This window comes from Devosia sp. P2_G7, from assembly GCF_056403495.1.
The window spans coordinates 29018-48686 of sequence record NZ_JBFUFI010000020.1; the positions used below are offsets into that span (position 1 = coordinate 29018).

The 19669-nt window shown below is 62.3% G+C and carries 14 protein-coding genes and 1 tRNA gene; 8 read left to right on the forward strand and 7 right to left on the reverse strand.

Annotated features, from left to right (window positions below; all coding sequences use genetic code 11):
- Nucleotides 1-146 precede the first annotated feature (146 nt).
- Nucleotides 147-1160, forward strand: a complete 1014-nt coding sequence (gene ligD, locus AC1DWU_RS22370) for a non-homologous end-joining DNA ligase (RefSeq protein WP_477152231.1) — start codon at nucleotides 147-149, stop codon at nucleotides 1158-1160.
- Nucleotides 1161-1231: 71 nt separating this feature from the next.
- Here the strand turns inward: ligD and AC1DWU_RS22375 are convergent, their stop codons facing one another.
- Nucleotides 1232-1486 carry a hypothetical protein gene (locus AC1DWU_RS22375; RefSeq protein ID WP_477152232.1) on the reverse strand — a complete coding sequence of 85 codons (255 nt, stop codon included), beginning with the start codon at nucleotides 1484-1486 and terminating at the stop codon, nucleotides 1232-1234.
- Nucleotides 1479-3533, reverse strand: a complete 2055-nt coding sequence (locus AC1DWU_RS22380; protein WP_477152233.1) for a M3 family metallopeptidase — start codon at nucleotides 3531-3533, stop codon at nucleotides 1479-1481. The genes AC1DWU_RS22375 and AC1DWU_RS22380 overlap by 8 nt, the downstream gene beginning before the upstream one ends.
- 598 nt (nucleotides 3534-4131) lie before the next feature.
- Between AC1DWU_RS22380 and AC1DWU_RS22385 the strand changes: the two genes are divergently transcribed.
- Together AC1DWU_RS22385 and AC1DWU_RS22390 are read left to right on the forward strand one after the other, a co-directional pair.
- The gene (locus AC1DWU_RS22385; RefSeq protein WP_477152234.1) at nucleotides 4132-4308 is read left to right on the forward strand and encodes a hypothetical protein; all 177 of its coding nucleotides are present in this window, start codon (nucleotides 4132-4134) and stop codon (nucleotides 4306-4308) included.
- Nucleotides 4305-6755 (forward strand): AAA family ATPase, encoded by a 2451-nt coding sequence (locus AC1DWU_RS22390; RefSeq protein ID WP_477152235.1) that lies wholly within the window; start codon nucleotides 4305-4307, stop codon nucleotides 6753-6755. Before AC1DWU_RS22385 ends, AC1DWU_RS22390 begins: the two co-directional genes overlap by 4 nt.
- A gap of 468 nt (nucleotides 6756-7223) precedes the next feature.
- Here the strand turns inward: AC1DWU_RS22390 and AC1DWU_RS22395 are convergent, their stop codons facing one another.
- On the reverse strand, nucleotides 7224-10049 hold the full coding sequence (locus AC1DWU_RS22395) for a hypothetical protein (protein ID WP_477152236.1): 2826 nt from the start codon (nucleotides 10047-10049) through the stop codon (nucleotides 7224-7226).
- 788 nt (nucleotides 10050-10837) lie between these two features.
- Between AC1DWU_RS22395 and AC1DWU_RS22400 the strand changes: the two genes are divergently transcribed.
- Nucleotides 10838-11203 carry a hypothetical protein gene (locus AC1DWU_RS22400; RefSeq protein WP_477152237.1) on the forward strand — a complete coding sequence of 122 codons (366 nt, stop codon included), beginning with the start codon at nucleotides 10838-10840 and terminating at the stop codon, nucleotides 11201-11203.
- Nucleotides 11200-11436 carry a hypothetical protein gene (locus AC1DWU_RS22405; protein ID WP_477152238.1) on the forward strand — a complete coding sequence of 79 codons (237 nt, stop codon included), beginning with the start codon at nucleotides 11200-11202 and terminating at the stop codon, nucleotides 11434-11436. The genes AC1DWU_RS22400 and AC1DWU_RS22405 overlap by 4 nt, the downstream gene beginning before the upstream one ends.
- A gap of 631 nt (nucleotides 11437-12067) precedes the next feature.
- Here AC1DWU_RS22405 and AC1DWU_RS22410 read toward each other — a convergent pair.
- On the reverse strand, nucleotides 12068-12364 hold the full coding sequence (locus AC1DWU_RS22410) for a hypothetical protein (protein WP_477152239.1): 297 nt from the start codon (nucleotides 12362-12364) through the stop codon (nucleotides 12068-12070).
- A gap of 322 nt (nucleotides 12365-12686) precedes the next feature.
- Nucleotides 12687-12760: transfer RNA gene (locus AC1DWU_RS22415), tRNA-Gln, on the reverse strand.
- Between the two features lie 264 nt (nucleotides 12761-13024).
- On the opposite strand from AC1DWU_RS22415, the gene AC1DWU_RS22420 reads away from it, so the two are divergent.
- Together AC1DWU_RS22420 and AC1DWU_RS22425 are read left to right on the forward strand one after the other, a co-directional pair.
- Nucleotides 13025-14206 carry a Ppx/GppA phosphatase family protein gene (locus AC1DWU_RS22420; protein WP_477152240.1) on the forward strand — a complete coding sequence of 394 codons (1182 nt, stop codon included), beginning with the start codon at nucleotides 13025-13027 and terminating at the stop codon, nucleotides 14204-14206.
- Nucleotides 14206-14907 carry an RlmE family RNA methyltransferase gene (locus AC1DWU_RS22425; RefSeq protein ID WP_477152241.1) on the forward strand — a complete coding sequence of 234 codons (702 nt, stop codon included), beginning with the start codon at nucleotides 14206-14208 and terminating at the stop codon, nucleotides 14905-14907. Before AC1DWU_RS22420 ends, AC1DWU_RS22425 begins: the two co-directional genes overlap by 1 nt.
- Here the strand turns inward: AC1DWU_RS22425 and AC1DWU_RS22430 are convergent, their stop codons facing one another.
- Both AC1DWU_RS22430 and AC1DWU_RS22435 read right to left on the reverse strand, forming a co-directional pair.
- Nucleotides 14908-16305, reverse strand: coding sequence for an MFS transporter (locus AC1DWU_RS22430; RefSeq protein WP_477152242.1), 1398 nt, complete (start codon nucleotides 16303-16305; stop codon nucleotides 14908-14910). It lies immediately after the preceding gene.
- Nucleotides 16306-16321: 16 nt separating this feature from the next.
- A complete protein-coding gene (locus AC1DWU_RS22435) occupies nucleotides 16322-17689 on the reverse strand; it encodes an MFS transporter (RefSeq protein WP_477152244.1) in 1368 nt (455 codons plus the stop codon).
- A gap of 212 nt (nucleotides 17690-17901) precedes the next feature.
- On the opposite strand from AC1DWU_RS22435, the gene AC1DWU_RS22440 reads away from it, so the two are divergent.
- On the forward strand, nucleotides 17902-19218 hold the full coding sequence (locus AC1DWU_RS22440) for a hypothetical protein (RefSeq protein WP_477152243.1): 1317 nt from the start codon (nucleotides 17902-17904) through the stop codon (nucleotides 19216-19218).
- Nucleotides 19219-19669 lie beyond the last annotated feature (451 nt).

Consider the following 19669-nt stretch of genomic DNA (forward strand, 5'->3'; position numbering starts at 1 on the left):
GCCGCTCTGCCGCAGAGAATGACATGCTCGCCTACTTGGAAGAGGGATGGCGAGAGCTGGCTGCATCCGCCGGAGTGGCGTTGCGTGACAACGCGGAACCGTCTTGACCCGGTTGTTATTGTATTCGCGATGTGTTCGAGTTCCCCATGCCGGCCGTGAAGGCCGCCCTTAGCAAAAAGCGGCCCAGCCGCCGGGACTCGGACTCTATCCCCCCGGTCCCTCCGTCCTTCAGACTTCCGCAACTTGCCACGCTTGAGCGCAGAGTCCCCACAGGCGACTGGCTCTTCGAGATGAAGTTCGACGGCTACCGGATGCAGGCCGCCATCGCAGGCGATCAGGTTCGGCTCTACACCCGCAACGGGCACGACTGGACGCGCCAGTTTGGCTACGTGGCACCGGCGCTGTCGCGCCTGACGAAGGGAACGGCCTTGATCGACGGCGAGCTGTGCGCCATCGACGAGAGCGGCCACACCAATTTCACTCTGTTGAAGAACAGCCTCGACGGCCAAAGGCCGGTGCTCTTCTACGCCTTTGACCTCCTGGAGATGGACGGTGAGGACATCGCACGTCTGCCCCAGCTAGAGCGAAAGCACCGGCTCGAAGCGCTACTGGCAAACGTCCCTGACGACGATCCCATCGCCTATTCGGACCACATTGTTGGCGGAGGTGAGGAAGTTTTCAAAGCGATGCGTGAAGGCGGCTACGAGGGCGTCATCGCGAAATCGCCTACCGCTCGCTACTATGGTGGCGATCGATCCACAGCCTGGCTGAAGATCAAGTGCGTGCGCCGTCAGGAGTTCGTCGTTATCGGGTGGCGCCCGCCCGAATATGGCGTGGACAATGTTCGCGGACTTTTCCTAGCCACCTACGAGGATGGGCGGCTGGTCTACCGCGGCGGCGTCGGCACCGGCTTCACCGACAAGATGCGCCGCGAGTTATGGGAAGTTCTTCAGCTGATCCGGACCGAAGAGCGGCCCGACCTGACCGGGATGCCCAAGGCTGAAGCACGCGCGGCTCGTTGGGTCGAACCCCGGCTCCTGGCTGAGATCGAGTTCACCGAGGTCACGCCGGATGGTTTCATCCGCCACCCGTCATTCAAGGGCCTGCGCGAGGACAAGGATGCGCGCGAGGTTCACCTAGAGGTGAGCCCTAATGCCTGATCTGAACCGCCAACAAACGCCGGGCGCTGTTTGCGGACAGTGAAGCGGGTCGACGCAACCTGTTCGAGGGCTCACTTTCGTGACGCGGCAGCCGCCCTTTGACCCCCAGGGGTCAAGCAGAGGTGATGACGGCCACCGGTTCCCATGGTTGTGGACTCAACCAAACCCAAGCGCTTCGCCTCTGTTACGAGAGCCATCTCGACTTCCGGATTCCAGATCTCGCCTTCCGCAGCCTCGATGCTGCGGAGCAGTGCCAGTGTGCTGGGCGAGGGCTTCTGTTCAAGGATGCCCATCGCCAACAAAATATGCTGCACCAGGTTAGCCATGAGAGATCCCTCCTGCGGCCTCCGAGGTGACCAGGCCGCGATCTTCGAGGAGGGCGATGACGGCTGGGTCGCGGCCGCGGAAAAGGCGATAGGCCTCGGCGAAATCGCGTTTGCCGCCAGCCGAGTAGATGTAGTCGTGGAGGCGTTTAGATGTGGCTGGGTCGAATGGATCGCCAGCTTCTTTGAACGCACAGAAACCGTCAGCGTCGAGAACTTCGCTCCAGAGGTAGCTGTAATAGCCCGCGGCGTAGCCATCACCTGAGAAGAGATGGAGGAAGTGCGTGCTGGCGTGGCGCAGAGCGATCTCACGCGGCATGTTGATGCTGGCGAGGACGGCCTTCTCGAACTCGGTGACCGAGCCCTCCATCGGTTGGGAGTGGTAGTCCATGTCGAGGATGGCCGAGGAAACGAACTCGACCGTTTCGAAACCGCTATTGGCGGTTCGGGCGGCACGCATGCGTTCGAGCAGTTTATCGGGGATCGGCTCTCCCGTCTGGACATGGGCGAATCGGGCCAGCACCGGTGCCTCCTCCAGCCAGTGCTCGTAGATCTGGCTGGGCAGTTCCACGAAGTCCCGAACGACATTGGTGCCGGAGAGCCGAGGGTAGATGACGTCGGACAAGAGGCCGTGGAGGCCATGGCCCATCTCGTGGAAAACGGTGCGCGCCTCGTCGAGCGAGAGGAGCGCCGGCTGGCCTTCCGGCGGCTTCGAAAAGTTGCAGGTGTTGACGATGAGGGGGATCTGAACCCCGTCGAGCTTTGACTGGTCGCGGAATGAGGTCATCCACGCGCCCGAGCGCTTGCCGGGTCGAGCGAAGTAATCGCCGTAGAACAGGCCGATGACCTTGCCCTCGCGCGTCACATCCCAGACGCGGACATCCGGGTGGTAGCCGGGGATATCGCTGCGTGGGTTGAAGGTGAGGCCGAAGAGCTGGCCGGCGACGTAGAAGGTGGCGTCAACGACCTTCTCGAGCTGGAGATAGGGCTTAAGCTCGTTCTCGTCAAAATCGTAACGGGCGAGGCGGAGCTTTTCGGCGAAGTAGCGCCAGTCCCAGGCTTCGAGCGCGGCCGACTGGCCATCGGACCTGGCTAGGTCCTGTAGCGCGAGACGATCGGCCTCGGCTTTGGTCCGGCCGCCTTCCCACACCTGTTCGAGAAGTCCGCGCGCCGCGGCCGGCGTGCCGGCCATGGAGTCGGCGAGCTTATAGGCGGCGTAGCTATCATAGCCGAGGAGCCGTGCCTGCTCGGCGCGAAGCGAGACGATCTCTTCAATGACTTTGGAGTTGTCGTTCTTGTTGCCGTTGGCGCCGCGCAGCACGAAGGCGCGCCAGATCTTCTCGCGCACGCCACGATCCTTGGCGAAATGCAGGATCGGCTCGACGCTAGAGCGCGACGTGGTGACGGCGTAGGGCGCGTTTAGCTTGCGGTCGCGCGCGGTCTCGGCGGCAGCGGCGCGCGCGAAATCGGGCAGGCCGGCCACCTCAGTCTCGGTGAGGGCGAACACCGTTTCCTGCTCGTCGGCGAGGACATTCTGGCCGAACTTGGTGCCGAGTGAAGCCAGGCGCTCGACGATGGAGGCGAAGCGATCACGCTCGTCATCAGTCAGGCGAGCGCCGGCTCGGACAAAATCGAGATGGTAGCGCTCGAGGACGCGCATGGCCTCGGGATCAAGGCCAAGCGTGTTGCGCCGAGCCTGGAGCGCATCGATGCGAGCGAACAGCTTGGGATCGAGGAAGATGCCATTCCAATGGCGAGCAACCAGCACGACGACATCGCGCTCGACGGCCTGCAGTTCGTCAGTAGTGGCGGCCGATGAAAGCTGGCCGAACACCATCTCGACACGGCGCAACGGCTTTCCGGAGCGCTCCAGAGCGGCGATCGTGTTTTCGAAGGTCGGGCCAGCTTTATTGGCGCCGATTGCCGCGACTTCTGCCCGGTGCAGTTCGAGCGCCTGCACGAAAGCCGGTTTGAAGTCCCTGGTTTCGATCAGGTCGAACGGCGGTGCTTGATAAGGCGTAGTCCAGTTAGAAAAGAACGGGTTGATCACGGGCAAGCTCCTTGCGTTCGCACAACGTGGAATCCGTCGACGATTTCGGCAAGGGCGGCTGATAACAGGATGTGAGGACTGACGACGCGACCGGATAGCCGACGCGTCTGTTGGAGGCATGCCGTGCCTGCGGGCTCAAACGCTCCCGAAGGGCATCAAGGCAAGCACCTATTGAGGAGGGAACTCCGACCCGCCATCCTCAACTGGAATACTCGCTCCGCTCGCCTGCGCGGCTTTTGCCGATAACCCGGCGCTGCATACGCTAGTCACTCTTTCACTTATTACGCAACGGCTCGACGCCTGCGTCGGTTTGGATCGGACGCCCGCTGACGGCCTAGTTGAAGGTAAGGGTGACGAAGCGGTCTGATCACAGGGCTACCTGATGGTTCTGGCTGTATTAGGAGCGATGACCGGTCTCTCCCGGGGGCCATCGTTTAGTAGGGGCAGCCGGTTTCGCCGGCTGCTGCGACCAGCGTGAACAACGGTCGTTCCACTGCCCTCGCGTGAAGCGATGCTTCATAGTATCGATGGAAGCCACATTGCCGGAAGCCTACGCCACGGTAGAATTGTGTCAGTAGTCGACCAACGAGTCCTGTCCATGGCAAGCCTTCAACAGCAGATTGCAGAAAAATTTCTGGCGGCACTCGTAGAGAGGGAAGAAATCGACCCCGCCCAAATCGCCGAGCTGCGTCAACTCCTTGGCCGAGGAAAGAAGCCGAAGGCCGACGATTTCACTCAGGTGTTCACCACGCCCCGCGGCGGTGTGGTCAAATGATCAAGCTCGAGGCGGCGCACATCGAGGAAGTGCGCGGCATTCGTCGGCTTGATATCGATTTCGATCGGACGAATTTCGCAATTTCAGGGCCTAACGGCTCTGGCAAGAGTGGGGTGATCGACGCAATCGAGTTCGGGCTGACGGGCGACATTGGACGTCTGAGCGGCCGTGGCACCAAGGGGCTCAGCGTCGCCCAACATGGCCCGCACGTGGACATGGTGGACTTTCCGGATGCCGCCTATGTCAGGTTGAGCGTGTTCATTCCCTCACTCAACAAGAAGGCGACAATCACAAGGAAAGTCGCCGCGCCAAGCAAGCCGACGATTGTCCCCAACGATCCCGACGTGAAGGCAGTCCTGGAGGAACTGTCGGAACACCCCGAGATTACCCTGGCCCGCCGCGACATCCTCCGCTTCATCCTCGTTGAACCAAGCAAGCGCTCCGAGGAAATCCAAACTATCCTCAAGCTGGAGGAGATCGGCCAGACACGCGCGGCCCTCCATGGCGCCCAAAACAAGCTAACGAACGCTCTGAAGAGCGCTACAGGCCTGGTCGCCGCCAGCCGCTCCACTCTGCAGCGCCACCTGGGCATTGAAACAAATTCTGTTCCTGATCTTTTGAAGGCCGTCAATGAGCGGCGGATGGTGCTGCAGCTTCCAGCCATCGCCGAGTTCACCCAGGATACCCGGCTCGACGCGGGCATCGCCGACCCCGGCCAGGCGCCGCCGTTCAACAAGACGACAGCCCTCCGCGATCTGGCGGCGCTCGACGACGCCACTGTGAACATCGCCTTGATAGTGGCGGGCGACAGCGCTTCGATTCAATCGGGCATCGAGCGCCTCGAGCGCGACCCGGCGTTACTCTCCTCGTTGCAGCGAAGGGTGCTGATAGAAAAGGGCCTTGCGCTTGTTGATGGCGCAGAGTGTCCGCTGTGTGACCATCGATGGCCCGACGAGGCCCACCTCCTCGAGCATCTGAGGGGAAAGATGTCGAAGTCCGAAGATGCTGGCGTGCTACAACATCAGCTTCTTCGTCATGGGGCCGCAATAGGGAGTCAGGTCGACGGCCTCCTTGTCCTGCTGCGTCAAGCACACCGGATTGCCAAGGGCGAGAATGACGATGCTTCGCTGACTGCGATCAACGAATGGGGTAAGGACCTTGGGGCACTCAAGATGCAATTGGGCACGTTCGACGGGCTGATTGGACTGAAGGACAGGCTAGAAGCCGATTGGCACGCGGTCCCTGCGGCCCTCGCGGACAACCTCAACGCTCTTAGGCGGGCAGTTGAGGCCAGGCCCGATCAGAGCGCGGCCGTTGAGGCACAGACCTTCCTCAGCACAGCTCAATTACGTCTAGAGGACTATCGCGCCGCGACGCGCACCGAGGCGACAGCTAAGTCTGCCAGCGTCGTCGCCAAGATCGCCTACGAAGAATACTGCCGGGCCATGGAGGACGAGCTCAACGCGCTTTACGCCGACATCCAGGCGGAGTTCAGCGACTACTATCGGATGATCAATGAGGACGACGAGGCCGCCTTCACAGCCGAGCTGAAGCCCAGCGAAGGAAAAGTTGATCTCAAGGTCAATTTCTACGAGCGCGGACTCTACCCGCCGGCCGCCTATCACAGCGAAGGCCATCAGGATGGCATGGGTGTATGCCTCTACCTAGCGCTCATGAAGCGTCTTTTCGGCAAGGAGTTCACGATTGCCTTGCTGGACGACGTCGTGATGTCGGTCGATTCAGACCATCGGCGGCAGTTTTGCAGGCTCCTGAAGGCCCAATTCCCGGATACCCAGTTCGTAATCACCACACATGACCGGCTGTGGGCGCAACAGATGCGTTCCGAGGGCTTGGTAAGCGCGAAAACATCGATGCTGTTCTATGGTTGGAGCGTCGACAGTGGGCCGCTTGTTGAGGCCGCTTCAGACGTCTGGGAAGACATTTCGTCGGCGCTCGCCAAGGGCAAAGTCGAAACAGCGGCGGCTGCCCTCCGGCGCCATCTGGAGTATCTCGCGTGGGTCCTGGCTGACGAGCTGTCTGCCCGGCCGACATTTCACGCAGATGGAAAATACGAACTCGGCGAACTCATGCCGGCAGTGCTGAGCCGGAGCAAAGAGCTTTACGTGAAGGCATGGGACGCCGCCCAATCTTGGGGGAACGAAGCCGCGAAGGTCGCGATAGCGGAGCGAAAGGCCACTCTTGCCGCCGCCAGCCAGGCCAGCAATGTTGAGCAGTGGGCCGTGAACCCAGCCGTGCATTTCAACGCCTGGGCGAATTTCGGGCAGAAGGACTTCGAACCAGTCGTCGCAGCATTTCAGGATCTGGTTAGAACGCTGCGCTGTCCGGATTGCGAAGGTTGGGTCCATCCTTCTCCTCGAGGGAAGCCTGAGTCGCTAAGATGCGACTGCATGTCGGTCAACTTCAACCTCACGGCCAAGCCGAGATGAACCGGGGTCGCCACGTTTAGCTAGGCCCGAGCAGGCGGATGACCTCGAGTGCCATTGTGGGGCAGCGTTCAATCTGACCGACGCCGGATTGCACTAGGATTGGACACAGTCAACAAAAGGGGAGGTTACTCCACCAATTTCGACGCACTGCGACTGTTTGTGCCCTGCATGTTCCACTTTGAGGTCAATCCCAACATCGGAAATCTGGTGCCGCAAACCGGCGTTGCCCTGATATGCTGGCGCCGATCACGCCCAACGCCGACTGGATGCCTGTGATCCTGACCACGCCGAAGAAACCGAGACTGGGCTTACTGCCTCGGGAGGAGGGGCCCAGGCTGCAGCGACCGCTACCTTCGGGCGTGCTTCGAGTAGTGTCGATCGGCTACATGGAAGACCCGGAGCTGCCATTGGCTAAACCGACGTTGTTCTGATCGCGTCGTGAGAACGATCAGAACAACGTAATATCATTCATAGTTGACGGCGAAGGCGGTCGTCCAAAATCTTAAGGCGCCCAGTAAGGGTCGGGAATCTCCTTGACCTTGCTTGATCGAAGATACCCACGAGACGTCGTGGCAGCCTACTGCGCAGGATGGCGATGTCAGGTGGAGACGACGCCTGGAGGACGACGGCTAGGGTTGCGAAGAGAGAAGTTGAGCCCGGGGCAGCACGATTCACGTGCTGCAGTGCTCTTTCCAGATCAGCTGCGTCGAGCGGTCGAATCGCGACAAGCTCCGTGAGCACAGGGGTTGCAACGCCCAAGTCAACAGAGTGGTCCAACCATCCTCTTGCAGCTGCCAGCACCTCAGGGTCGCCGCTCCGCTTCCGCAAAAGAAGCGATAGGATAGCTTGTCCACCCCGGATATCTGGATGCATCTTGATGAACGCCAGCGCACGGTCCGCAAACTGGCGCCAGCGGGCACTCTGAAGCTGATCCCTATAGATTCCTAGCGCCCGAGGCGCATCGTTCGATTGGGCGAGCCATTCATCCTGTAGCGAATGGAACTGCTTCGTGCTTCCGAACACACGAAGCGCTGTGAGAACCGGACCGCTCTCGGGGCGCCCCATAAACCGCTTCACATACTCGAAGCCCAAATCCTGGAGTTTTAGCGGCGCTCGGTTGTTGAGAACGCGACCCAAAACATCACCGATCGCCGGATCTCGACGATTTTTGATTAGCCAGGATATGGCGACCTCAGCTGTTTGCCCTTGAAAATCCTTGGATAGCGCGTTGAGCGCATATTTCGCGGCAGCCGGGACCGGACCCGCGCCCTTTAGGAAGGACGCTGCTGCCCTCGTTGCACTGTCATTAACGCGCCCAATCAAAATCAGCGCCGCTGCTACCTCGGACTTGATATCCTCCGAGATGCTCTCGACAGCGAGTATTTGGCGTCCTTCTTCGCGCAGGGTGGCCGCATCAATCGCGGCAAGCCGTCCATTAAGAGCGGCAACTAGCCACAGGCGCAGCAGGGGCGCGCCCGACTGCAGCGAACTACCGTCGGTAAACGTGTGAAATACCGCGTCTAGCAGTGTCGTGTTTGGCGCGTGACTTCCATAGCGCCGAAGTCGTGAGGAGGCTTGCTTGGTGTTGATTAGCTCGCCTAGCAACGTTCTCGCCTCGGTCGACTCGCCATTGGAGGCACGGATCGCTAGAGCTCGACCAAGGTCAGAACCCCACAATCCCGCCAATTCTGCTTCCCCAGCAGCATCGACATAAAGGCGCCAGATAGCCTCCGCGTGAGCGAGGCGCACACCGGACGTCTCTTCCATTGGCGAGAGCTCAATGTCCGGCCGCTCGGCGGCGTAGGTCAACACTTCGATGTCGTCGACAAGTGACCGCGGCGCGCCGAGCCCCAGGGCGTTCACCGCCATCGCCGTCCTTAGACTATCCGACGGCCCGCTCCTAGCGCGTGGCTGATGAGACTCTTCGAGCGTTAGGCTCACCACGAAATCCGAGATGCTGGTCCCATCTACATGGGTCCCAGACAGCTTTCGTCCCAGCCTGTCTTGTGCCCACCTCCGTAGTGCCTCAAGGTCCGAGGTGCTTGGGCGCCCTATCTTGGCGGCGGTTAGGGCGACACGTCGACTAGCTTTGAAAAGTGCTCCGTCTTCAGTTGTTCCACAGGTTATGAGGCCGACGTAAGGGGAACCGCGATAGAATGCTTTGTCGATGAGCGCATCGAGTCCCCGTCGGTCGACATAGCCGGCGAGGTCATCAATGAACCCTATCTCCGCCTGATTGTTTGCGTCTCGATATGCCGCGGTTGTCATCCATCGCGAGAGCTCGTCAGCGCTCGCGAGTTCAGCAACGGATGAAAGACGCCCGAGCGTCACCACCAGGTGCCGAAGCAGTTGGAGCGTCAGTATCGACTTTCCATCGCCTGGTCGCCCTTCGAGCCATAGAACCGGAAGGCGAAGGTCGTCATCAGCATAACTTTGGTCGAGTCCAGATAGCCAGTCCTTGGCAACTTCCACCAACGGCGGCAAGGCCTCGGCTCGCTCGAGGAACCGCCCCTTGACGAGGTCAGAAAGCCGAGGCCGCGCCCCGATGAACAGCCTCCTACCCGCGTTCACGACAGGTTCGAACTCTTCTGCCGTCAGAAGGCGCCCGGGGACGATATCCTCGATCCGTGCACTCTCCCTAATATCGGAGAGCGCGCGCATCACCGCGGCGTCTACGCCGTCGCGATTTCGCCCGTCAAACGCGTCGAAAAGTGTGCCGAGTGCGTCTCGAGCAACACGGTCCGGATCGCGGACCCCAGCGGACAGCAGAGTTCTCCGCAATGAAAGGCCGGGGTTACTCGTGACTTTGACGGCCGCGCTGGGATTAAATCGAGCCAAAACCCTGCTGAGATCGGCGGTGGTAGCCGCCGGATTGTCGAAAACCTCTGAAGGTTTGAGGTCTGAAGGTTTTAGCCCTGCCTCATCGCGCTCACAAACAATCTGGAACTCGACCTTCTCGGCGAACTCCGGGGAGCAGAGATCGAGGACAGTCCGAGCCTCGCTGACGGCAGCGGCCAGCGTCGATCGCGTAAGAGTGCGCTTTACCTGCGTGAGGCAAACCTTTTCGCCTGTCGTCGAAAAATCACTGACGGCCTCAAATGCGTATGCATCCGGTCGTCCCTCGACAATGGCGCGCCTGACAAAGCGCTCCAGAGCGATCGTTGTTTGAATTGAGAATCCGCTGAGCGACCACCAACCACCGTCCGCTCTATGCCTCTCTCGGAGTGACCAGAGCGCACGGAGCTCGGCGTTGCTATTTGCGAGGTTCGTGGGTGTCGTGCTGGTCGCCGTCACGCTCGCAAACGCCTCCCACCCGCTGCCTGTTGGAAAAATCGTTCGGCAGGTTCGTCATGCGGTGTTCATCTAGTTGCGCTCTCCGGTAGCTCGACACGTCCCTCTATGTCTACACTTAATCGGCCCGCGTCCGGGTGGTGGAAAGCAATAGTGCTCAGCGCTACATCGCCTGACAGTGCAGAGTGGGACGAGGACAAAGACGGGCAGGGGGCGAGTGTTCGAAATCACTCTACTCCGACCAATCAGCCCCGGTCAGCACTACGGCGAGAGCGTCGTGGATGCTTGCTGGGCTGGGGTTCCGAAGTAACTCGCCAGCACTCTCCGCGCCGACGCAACGGACCCGCCACGCAAGCGCCCGGCGCTGGCCTCTGTGAAGGCCAATCCCGGCACCGGCGAGATCGAGCTGCACTGCTTCGTTGAAGCCCTTCGCGAGTTCGGCGGCATCTGGCACGCCTCAGTGCTCGACGACGTTAAGCACGAAGACCGCTAACCAACTGAAAATACAAGAAAATCAAATCACCATAAATCGCCATTGGATTTCCTACGATTCATGTGGCTCTTGTCTGATCCCCAACATCACGACGACTGACGGCAGCGCTGCCCGCCTCCTCAGCTAGTCCAAAATCGGAGTGAACCCGCGTGGAGAGCGACCGCGCCGATGGCGAAGCCTTCCCGAATAGCAAACGGCGCAACCCGAGGGCCGCGCCGCTATAGCTGAACCGGTGAGCACCCGGCCTGAGAAACTGAACGCTCACCAAATCGAAGCGTCAAACCCAAGAGGATATGACATGACGTATGCTACCCTGACCACTGCTGCCCCGGCAACCATGGAAAAGTTCGACCACCGTCTCGTCTCTGAGTTGAAGGTCCGGCGGGGTGTTCCCTCGATCTTTCCTGCCCGGCCTGAGTCTGTGGAAATGCTCCCCGGTAGTTTCTCGATCGAGAGGCTGGCCAACGCCACCGTGATCTTCCGCTCGGATGATGACGACCTGCCGTTTCGGGGTGTCCGGCTCACCTGCGAGGGATATGTGCCCGCAACCTTCTACGGTTCCAACGAGAAGGGTTTTCTGATCAGCGATCAGCCGGAGCCGGGTGTGACCATCGACGACCTCAACGACGACGACCGCGCCCATGTGTGGGGTGAACGGGTATGACCATCACCGCCAGCCCGACCTACGAGACCTCCCCCCGCGACGACCTGATCGTTGAGATCATGCTGCTGCTCGACTACGCGATTGAAGGCGACGAGCAGGTGAGCACCGTCGAGCTTGCCCAGCAGATTGTTGAACTGGTCGAGCAGAACCCGCTCGATCCTCCGGCGGCCAGGGCATTGAACCCCACCTTGGTAGCGATGGTGAACGCTTCCCGCGCTAAGTGTGCCCCGTAACGCCGACACAAGTCTTGTAGCGCCCGGACCTCACCGTCCGGGCGTTTTCGTTTGTGCTCGATTTCATGATAACAGGTCTTCCAGCGTCATCAGGCTTGGGGGCGGCGGGATGTCTTGGCTAGCGAACAAGATCGGAGGGTGGGCAACCAAGGTTCAGCAAAAGGAACTGACGGACTTCGTGCAGAGGATGCGCGCACTTGACGGCAGTGAACTAGGGATGATCCTTGCGATGGCCACCCACCAGCGGCACCTGCTAGAGCGCGCCAAGGGGTGGAACTTACTGAGTCCTTCGTTGCTAGCCGACCAGCCCGAGAACTTCGCGCTAGTGCTCAACCAGACGATCCAGCAGCTTCAGCGTGAAGGAAAACCCCACGTAGCGGTGGGGGTCATGGCGTGGCTCCATTCGATACGCGCTGTGCAGAGTCCCGACCTTCGGCAGCTGGGCAGAGACATGTGGGCCCAACTCGCGCGTGGCATGCCCTTCTGTGAAGAGTCCGCAGCCAGCTTTTCACTTGTCGCCGGTGGGCCGGAACTGGACACTCGAGGCTACGAGCAGTTCCCTGACGGTTTGTCACCGCAGCCACGCTAGGCGAAACTCGTCGCCTCGATCAGCAAGACGCGGGCGTGCCGATCATCTTGAACGAGGGCGGTCGCGAAAACGCAAGGTGACAGGGCGCTTGGACCGGTGATGATACACCGCTACCTCGATCAGCTCCCTTATTGCCACACCGGCTTCCCAGCCTGAGAAGAAGCTGAACTGCTGGCTTACGATGTCCCCAGGCAGCAGCGTCTGCCTGATCTTGTGCGGTGTGGTGTCGTCAAAATACGAGTGATTAGTGGTCGCGAAGCCTCTCCAGCCCCACTTTACGGTCCTGATCCTGATAGCCTCAATCAGCGCTGGAGAGCTGCCGAAGTTCTCGATGTCCACGGTGAGCCGCTTACCGGAGTCACCTGCTTTTCTGGTGTTGGCGAGGGGCCCCACGACATGTAGCCGTATCTTTGGCCCGCTAGTGAAATGCCGTTATAGGGCGACAGCGGCGATCGCTGTGGAGAGAAGGGCGCCCCAAAGGCCGGCGATTTCTGAGGGTGTGATCTGAGCCACCTGACTTGCTCCGCAGTCGCAGCTACAGTCGCTTAGATGCTCTGCATTGCCTAGTTGGCCTTTTCGCCACGACAGCACCCCGAAAAGGTGTTCCGATCCAGTGTTCCGGTCGGTTTCTAACATATTGATTTTGCTAATATAAATAGGCTGGCTGGGGAACCTGGATTCGAACCAAGATTGACGGAGTCAGAGTCCGCAGTTCTACCATTGAACTATTCCCCAAGCGCTAGGCCTGGATGCCGTCCGGCGTGACCGGCAGCATTCGGTGCGCCTTCTAGCGGCAATCGATCATCTGATCAACACCCCTTTTGCGCCTTTCGCAGCGTTCATCCGGCGGTCACGCGCCGTTCAACTTTGCGGCAGATTCAGGGCGTTGCGTTGGCGGGGATCATCCTCTACCCTCATCGGCGACACTGAAATACACCCGCGTCGGGCGCCCACGGCTTAGGCCGGCAGCCGGCGACCGCGCGGGGAAATGGAGCAAGGTTGACCGATCCCGATCGGTCCGCCGCCGTAGCCGGGACCGAGAGCCTGGAGCGGCACCGTGACGGGCAGGGCGCAGGCCCGGCCCCGACCACCGCGAATCCCGGGGGGCATCCCGGATCGAGCGGAGCGGAGCGGCGGACGCACCCCGCAGGCAATCCCACTTCGCGCCGGTCGCGAGGGCCGCTCTACGCGGCGCTCGACCTCGGCACCAACAATTGCCGCCTGCTGATCGCCCGCCCGCACGAGAACAGCTTTCGCGTGCTCGACGGCTTCACCCGCATCGTCCGCCTCGGCGAAGGACTCTCCGTCACCGGCCGTCTGTCCGATGCCGCGATGGAGCGCACCATGGAGGCGCTCCGCCTCTGCCGCAACAAGCTGCGCGAGCACGAGCCCACCCGCATGCGCCTCATCGCCACCGAGGCCTGCCGTTCTGCCTCGAACGGCCCCGAGTTCATCGCCCGCGTCGAGCGCGAGCTGGGCCTGGTGCTCGAGATCGTCGACCGCCAGACCGAAGCCTCGCTCGCCGTCACCGGCTGCGCCGACCTGATCGAAGAGGAATCCGCCGGTGCCCTGATGTTCGATATCGGCGGTGGCTCGTCCGAGCTCGCCTGGCTCGATTTCCGCGGCGGCCGGCCGCGCCGGCAGGGCCGCATGTCCTCCTCCATCCGCTCCTGGCAGTCGCTGCCCGTTGGGGTCGTCTCCATCGCCGAGAAGTTCGGCGGCGTCCACGTCACGCCCGAGACTTTCGAGGACATGGTCGAGTTCGTCGCCGGGCAGCTTCGCCAGTTCCGCGGCCGCGAAAAGCTCCGCCAGATGATCGCCGAGCACCCCGTGCACCTGATCGGCACGTCCGGCACCGTCACCACGCTCGCCGGCCTCCATCTCGGGCTCGAACGCTACGAGCGCCAGAAGGTCGATGGCCTCTGGATGACCCGCGCCGATGTCGACGCCACCATGACGGCGCTGCTCGGCATGAGCTTCGACCGTCGCGTCGCCCACCCCTGCATCGGCAAGGACCGCGCCGACCTGGTGCTGCCCGGCTGCGCCATCTTCGAGGCGATCCGCCGCGAATGGCCGACCGAGCGCCTCCGCGTCGCCGACCGCGGCCTGCGCGAGGGCATTCTCATCTCGCTGATCGACGCCGACCGGTCCGATCGTGCCAATAACCGCAGGAGCCGCTGATGGTCAAAACCGGAGGCCCCGGCCGGCGCACCGAACTCAAGGTGCGCGTCAAGACATCGAAGGGCCGGAAGATCGGCTCCACCTTGTGGCTGCAGCGCCAGCTCAACGATCCCTATGTCGCCAAGGCCCGCGCCGAGGGCTACCGCTCGCGCGCCGCCTACAAGATCCAGGAGCTCGATGAGCGCTACAAGCTGTTCCACAAGGGCCAGCGCATCGTCGATCTCGGCGCCGCCCCCGGCGGTTGGTCGCAGGTCGCTGCACAGATCGTCGGCTCGACGGATGAAAAGCCCCTGATCGTCGGCATCGACTACCTCGAGATGGCCCCGATCCCTGGCGTGATCCTGCTGCAAAAGGACTTCAACGACGAGGACGCCCCCGCGGCCCTGATGGCGGCGCTGGGCGGCCACAAGGTCGATATCGTGATGTCCGACATGGCGGCCCCCACCACCGGCCACCGCGCCACCGACCACATCCGCATCATCGCGCTGGTCGAGCTCGCCGCCGATTTCGCCGTGCGGGTGCTGGCGCCTGGCGGCACCTTCATCGCCAAGGTGTTCCAGGGCGGCACCGAGCACGAACTGCTCGCCATCCTGAAGCGGCACTTCGCCACCACCATCCACGCCAAGCCCAAAGCCAGCCGCGCCGATTCCGCCGAGACCTACCTGCTGGCCCGCGGCTTCAAGGGCAACGCGCCGGACTGATCACTCCGCCGGTGCACCGCTCTCGGCCCGGTGGCTGTGCATGTTCGCGGTCTTGGGCACGCGCAGGAAGATCAGTGCGGAGATCAGCGTCAGCGTCGCCATCACCCAGAAGGCAACGTGGAAATCGTTGAGATCAGGCGCGCCACCATGCAGCAGGTGCACGCCTTCGAAAATGCCGCCGCCGATCGCAACGCCGAAGGCGAGCGACAGCTGCACGCTCACCTGGCTCAGCACATTGGCCTGCCCGGCATCCTTGTCGGCGACATCGGCGAAGATGAACGCATTGGTCGTCGTCCAGAACAGCGACTGGAAGAAGCCGGTGATCACCAGCAGCGCGAGCATCAGCGGGGTCGGCGTGTCGGGCGTGTAGAGCCCCATTGCCAGCACGCCGCCGGCGGTGATCGTACAGGCAATCACCAGCGCCTTGCGGAAGCCCAGCCGCGCGATGAAGCGCTCCGCCAGGAACTTCATGGTGAACGCCCCAACGGCCGAGGCAAAGGTCACCATGCCGCTCTCGAACGGGTTGAGGCCAAACGCGAGCTGCAGCATCAGCGGGAACAGGAACGGCATCGCCCCGGTGCCCAACCGGAAGATCGTGCCGCCGATCATGGTCAGCCGGAACAGCGGCTGGCGGAAGATCCTGAGGTCGAGCAGCGGATACTCGGCGCGGCGGAAATGGAACCAGTAGGCGACCGCCGCCACAACGCCGAGGAACAGCGAGCCATAACCGAAGCTCGCGGGCAGCGCCGGAAGCGTCAGCACCGAGATACCGAATACGAGGCCGGCGAAGCACAACCCGGCGAGCAGGAAGCCGGTGAAATCCATCTTCCGCGGCTCGTTCCGGTGCCAGTCGGGCAGGTGCTTGTTGACGAGGATGATGCCGAGGATGCCAATCGGCACATTGATCAGGAAGATCCAGTGCCAGCTGGCGAAGGTGGTGATGAAGCCACCGATCGGCGGCCCGACAATGGGGCCGACGAGCCCCGGTATCGAAAGCCAGGCCATGGCATCGACCAGTTGCTGTCGCGGCGTGACCCGCACCAGCACCAGCCGCGCCACCGGCGTCATCATCGCGCCACCCATGCCCTGCAGGAACCGCGACAACACGAACGTCAGCAACGAATCCGAGATGGCGCAGCACACCGATCCGGCCATGAACACGACGATCGCCCAGGCAAAGACCCGCTTGGCGCCGAACTTGTCCGCCATCCAGCTCGAAACCGGGATGAAGATCGCCAACGCCACCATGTAGGTGGTGAGCGCCAGTTTCAGCGCGATCGGCTCGGTGCCGATGTCGTGGGCGATGGCGGCGAGCGAGGTCGCGATCACCGTCGAGTCCATGTTCTCCATGAACAGCGCCACGGCGAGGATCAGCGGGGTCAGGCGGAGGGCGGACATCGGGTTTCGGACCTAATCAGAGTGTCGCCGGGACCGGCTTGGCGATGGGCCTCGCCTTGTGCCCGGAGACGTCGCTGCCGGCGTCGGGTGGCAAGCGCATGAACGGGATGGCGCTGCAGATGGCGACCGCCGCGACGACGAACCAGGCGATGTGGAAGTCCGCGAGGCCGAGGTCGCCGCCATGCATGTTCGAGGCGATCTCGAGCGAGCCACCTGCGACCGCGACGCCCGCCGCGACGCTGAGCTGCTGGCTCACCGCGTTGATCGCGGTAGCCTGACTGGCCTGCGCTTCGTCGACATCGGCGAACACCAGGGCATTGACGCCGGTGAAGAAGAACGAGCGCGTCAGGCCGCCGAACAGCAGCGAGGCCATCAGCAGCCAGTGCGGCACCGCCGGGGTGAAGAAGCCGTTGACCGCAAGGAAGGTGCAGCCGAGCAGTGCCGTGATCATCAGGGTGCGCGGGAAGCCGAAGGCGGCGTAGAGCCGCTCGGCGCCGAACTTCGAGAGGATCGCGCCGATCGCGGCGATGAAGGTGGTGAGGCCGGATTCGAACGGCGTCAGCCCGAAGGTCAGCTGCAGCATCAGCGGCATCAGGAACGGGAAAGCGCCGATGCCGATGCGGAACAGCGAGCCACCGATGATGGCGTTGCGGAACAGCGGCAGCCGGAACATCCTGGGATCGAGGATCGGGAACTCGGTCCGCTTGGCGTGACGGAGATAGAGCAACCCGGCGATCACCCCGACGACGATTGAAGCGTAGCCGGCGACCGTCGGGATAGCTGGCAGGCTGATCACCGAGAAGCCGAACATGATGCCGGCGAAGGTAACGGCCGAGAGGGCCAGCCCGGGCACGTCGACCGGCCGCTCGTTGCGGCCTTCGACAGCGTTGAGGAACTTGGTGACCAGCACCAGCCCGATGATGCCGATCGGGACGTTGATCCAGAAGATCCAGTGCCAGTTGAGGTAGGTGGTGAGGAAGCCACCCAGTGGCGGGCCGGTGATCGGGCCGATCAGTGCCGGGATGGTGAGCCAGGCCATGGCCGACACCAGCTCGTTGCGCGGCGTCGCCCGCACCAGCACCAGCCGCGCCACCGGGGTCATCATCGAGCCGCCGATGCCCTGGAGGAAGCGCGACAGGACGAACGTCAGCAGCGAATCCGAGAAGGCGCAGCAGATCGAGCCGGCCATGAACACCACGATGGCAACGCGGAAGATATTCTTGGCTCCGAATCGGTCGGCCATCCAGCCCGAGAGCGGGATGAAGATGGCGAGCGCCACGAAGTAGGCGGTGAGCGCCAGCTTAAGCGAGATCGGCTCGGCGCCGATATCGGCGGCGATCGCGGGCAGCGAGGTCGCAATGACGGTCGAGTCCATGTTTTCCATGAACAGCGCGACCGCGAGGACGAGGGGGATGATGCGCAAGGGGGAGCCTCGAACGAGGCACAGTTAGGATTGAAACTATCGGCAAGAGCTTTACGGCGCGTGGGGTCGCAACGCAACACGTACCTCTGGCCTATGATAGCTGTGGTCCTAACCGATTGACCCTCCAGCCCAACACGTGGCTTATAGAACAGGGATTTTATTCGGGTTGATCCATGAAAAGCTTTTCGTCGTCGAGCTTCGCCAGCAGTCATGCCGAGGCGCTCGACCTTGCCTTTGCAGCAGTTCAGAAGAACCCGCAGGCGCTGTTCACTAACTTCCAATGGTTCCTGTTTGCCGGCAAGGACACCATCTTCTTCACCGCCTTCTCCAAGGAGAAGTTCGACAAAGCGAAGCTGAAGGAACTGGTGGCGCAGGTCGTGGGCCTTGCTCCGCAGTTGACGCATGGCTTTGTTGGCGCCCGTCCCGGTCATCCTTTCACCGAAGCCCAGCTCGACGCGATCACCTCGGTAGAGATGGTCGACAGTTTCGACGGCTACCCGGACAAGTGGCTGAGCAAGAGCGCCGACATCTTCGATCATCCTGACCTGCCGCTGTTCCGCTTCATGGCGGCGACGCTGAAGGACGGCCCGGACGCCGAGGGGCGAATTTCTGTGATCCAGGTGCGCGCCGCGCACTGCGTGCTCGAGGGCTCGGACTCGGCGCTCTTGTCGCGCTCGCAGACGGCGGGGCACGGCATCCAGTCCAACAAGGCCAACAAGGTCAGTTTCGGCGCGCGCTTCAAAGGTGCGCTGCAAGCCGGCCTCGGCGTCGCACTGCACCTGTTCTTTGCCCACATCCTGTCGCCGGCGGAGAAGCCCTGGGGCTTCAAGACCCTGGCGCTGCGCCGCGACCGCCTACGCCGGTTGGCCAGCCTGCTCGGAGTGCGTCAGCGTTCGCTGTACTTCGCCATCGTCACCCATGCGCTGCATTCCGACACCGACCGGCGGCTCAACGAGGCGGTGATCGCTGCCGCCTACACCATGCTCGACACGCGCCGTACCGAGGCCGACGACGATTTCTTCCGCGTCCGTGCGCTGGAGGCGAAGTTTCCCTATGCGATGGACTTCGTCGAGTACGTCCGGTCCGTCGACAAGGTGGTCAGCGAGATCGAGAACAAGGACATCACCTCGTACCAGGTCCGCGTGCTGGCACTGTTCGCCATGCACAGGAAGCTCCACCAGTTCTTCCCGTTCCTCTACGGCGCGCGTTTCTGGCGCTTCTCGGGCCGCATCGACACGGTGCTGACCCTGGTGCCGCCGCACCGCACGCTCGGACCGGTGACCCAGTGGATGATGGAGCCGATCTATTGCGGCGCCTGGCACTCGGCCACCAACATCGCCACCTTCTGTCCCGGCCGCGAGTACATGACGCTGAACTTCTCGATGGAGCAACGGCACATCGACCGCGTCGACCGTATCGAGCAGTTGATTGCCGAGGTCGAGGCGATGGACCTGCCGGAGCCGGTGAAGGCTGTGGACGTCGAGGCGTAGCGGCACCCCGCTTCCTCCGGCCGGTGGGTGGGTGAGCGCGCCGCTAACCGCAGGTCAAGCTGATGCATCCGACAGCCCACCGGGCTTCGGAGTTTTCAAAGAACTCTGCCCTCTCGGACAGAACGAAGCGGGACCGGCGAGGCGTTTGCCCCGTAGCGGTAGTCCGCAGATGAAAGAGGCTCACGCCTCGCCGGCCGGCCGGGGTTTTGGGCCTATGCCACCAGTGCCGGGGCGCATCCCCTGCCGCATCGCGRGAACGATGGCAGCTCRGTCGGCGGCCGGAATGCCAGCACCGCGTTTCCTTGCTCCCGCCCRGCTCATGCGTGCCAGGCTTCSTCCCTTGGGCCACTCCGCATCGAGCRRCCCTCGCGTGATAGCGGCTTGACCGGCGAACCGGTCCTTGCCGTGATGGTTTCCGCCTGAACTGCAGCGACCCGCAGCCCACCCGGTC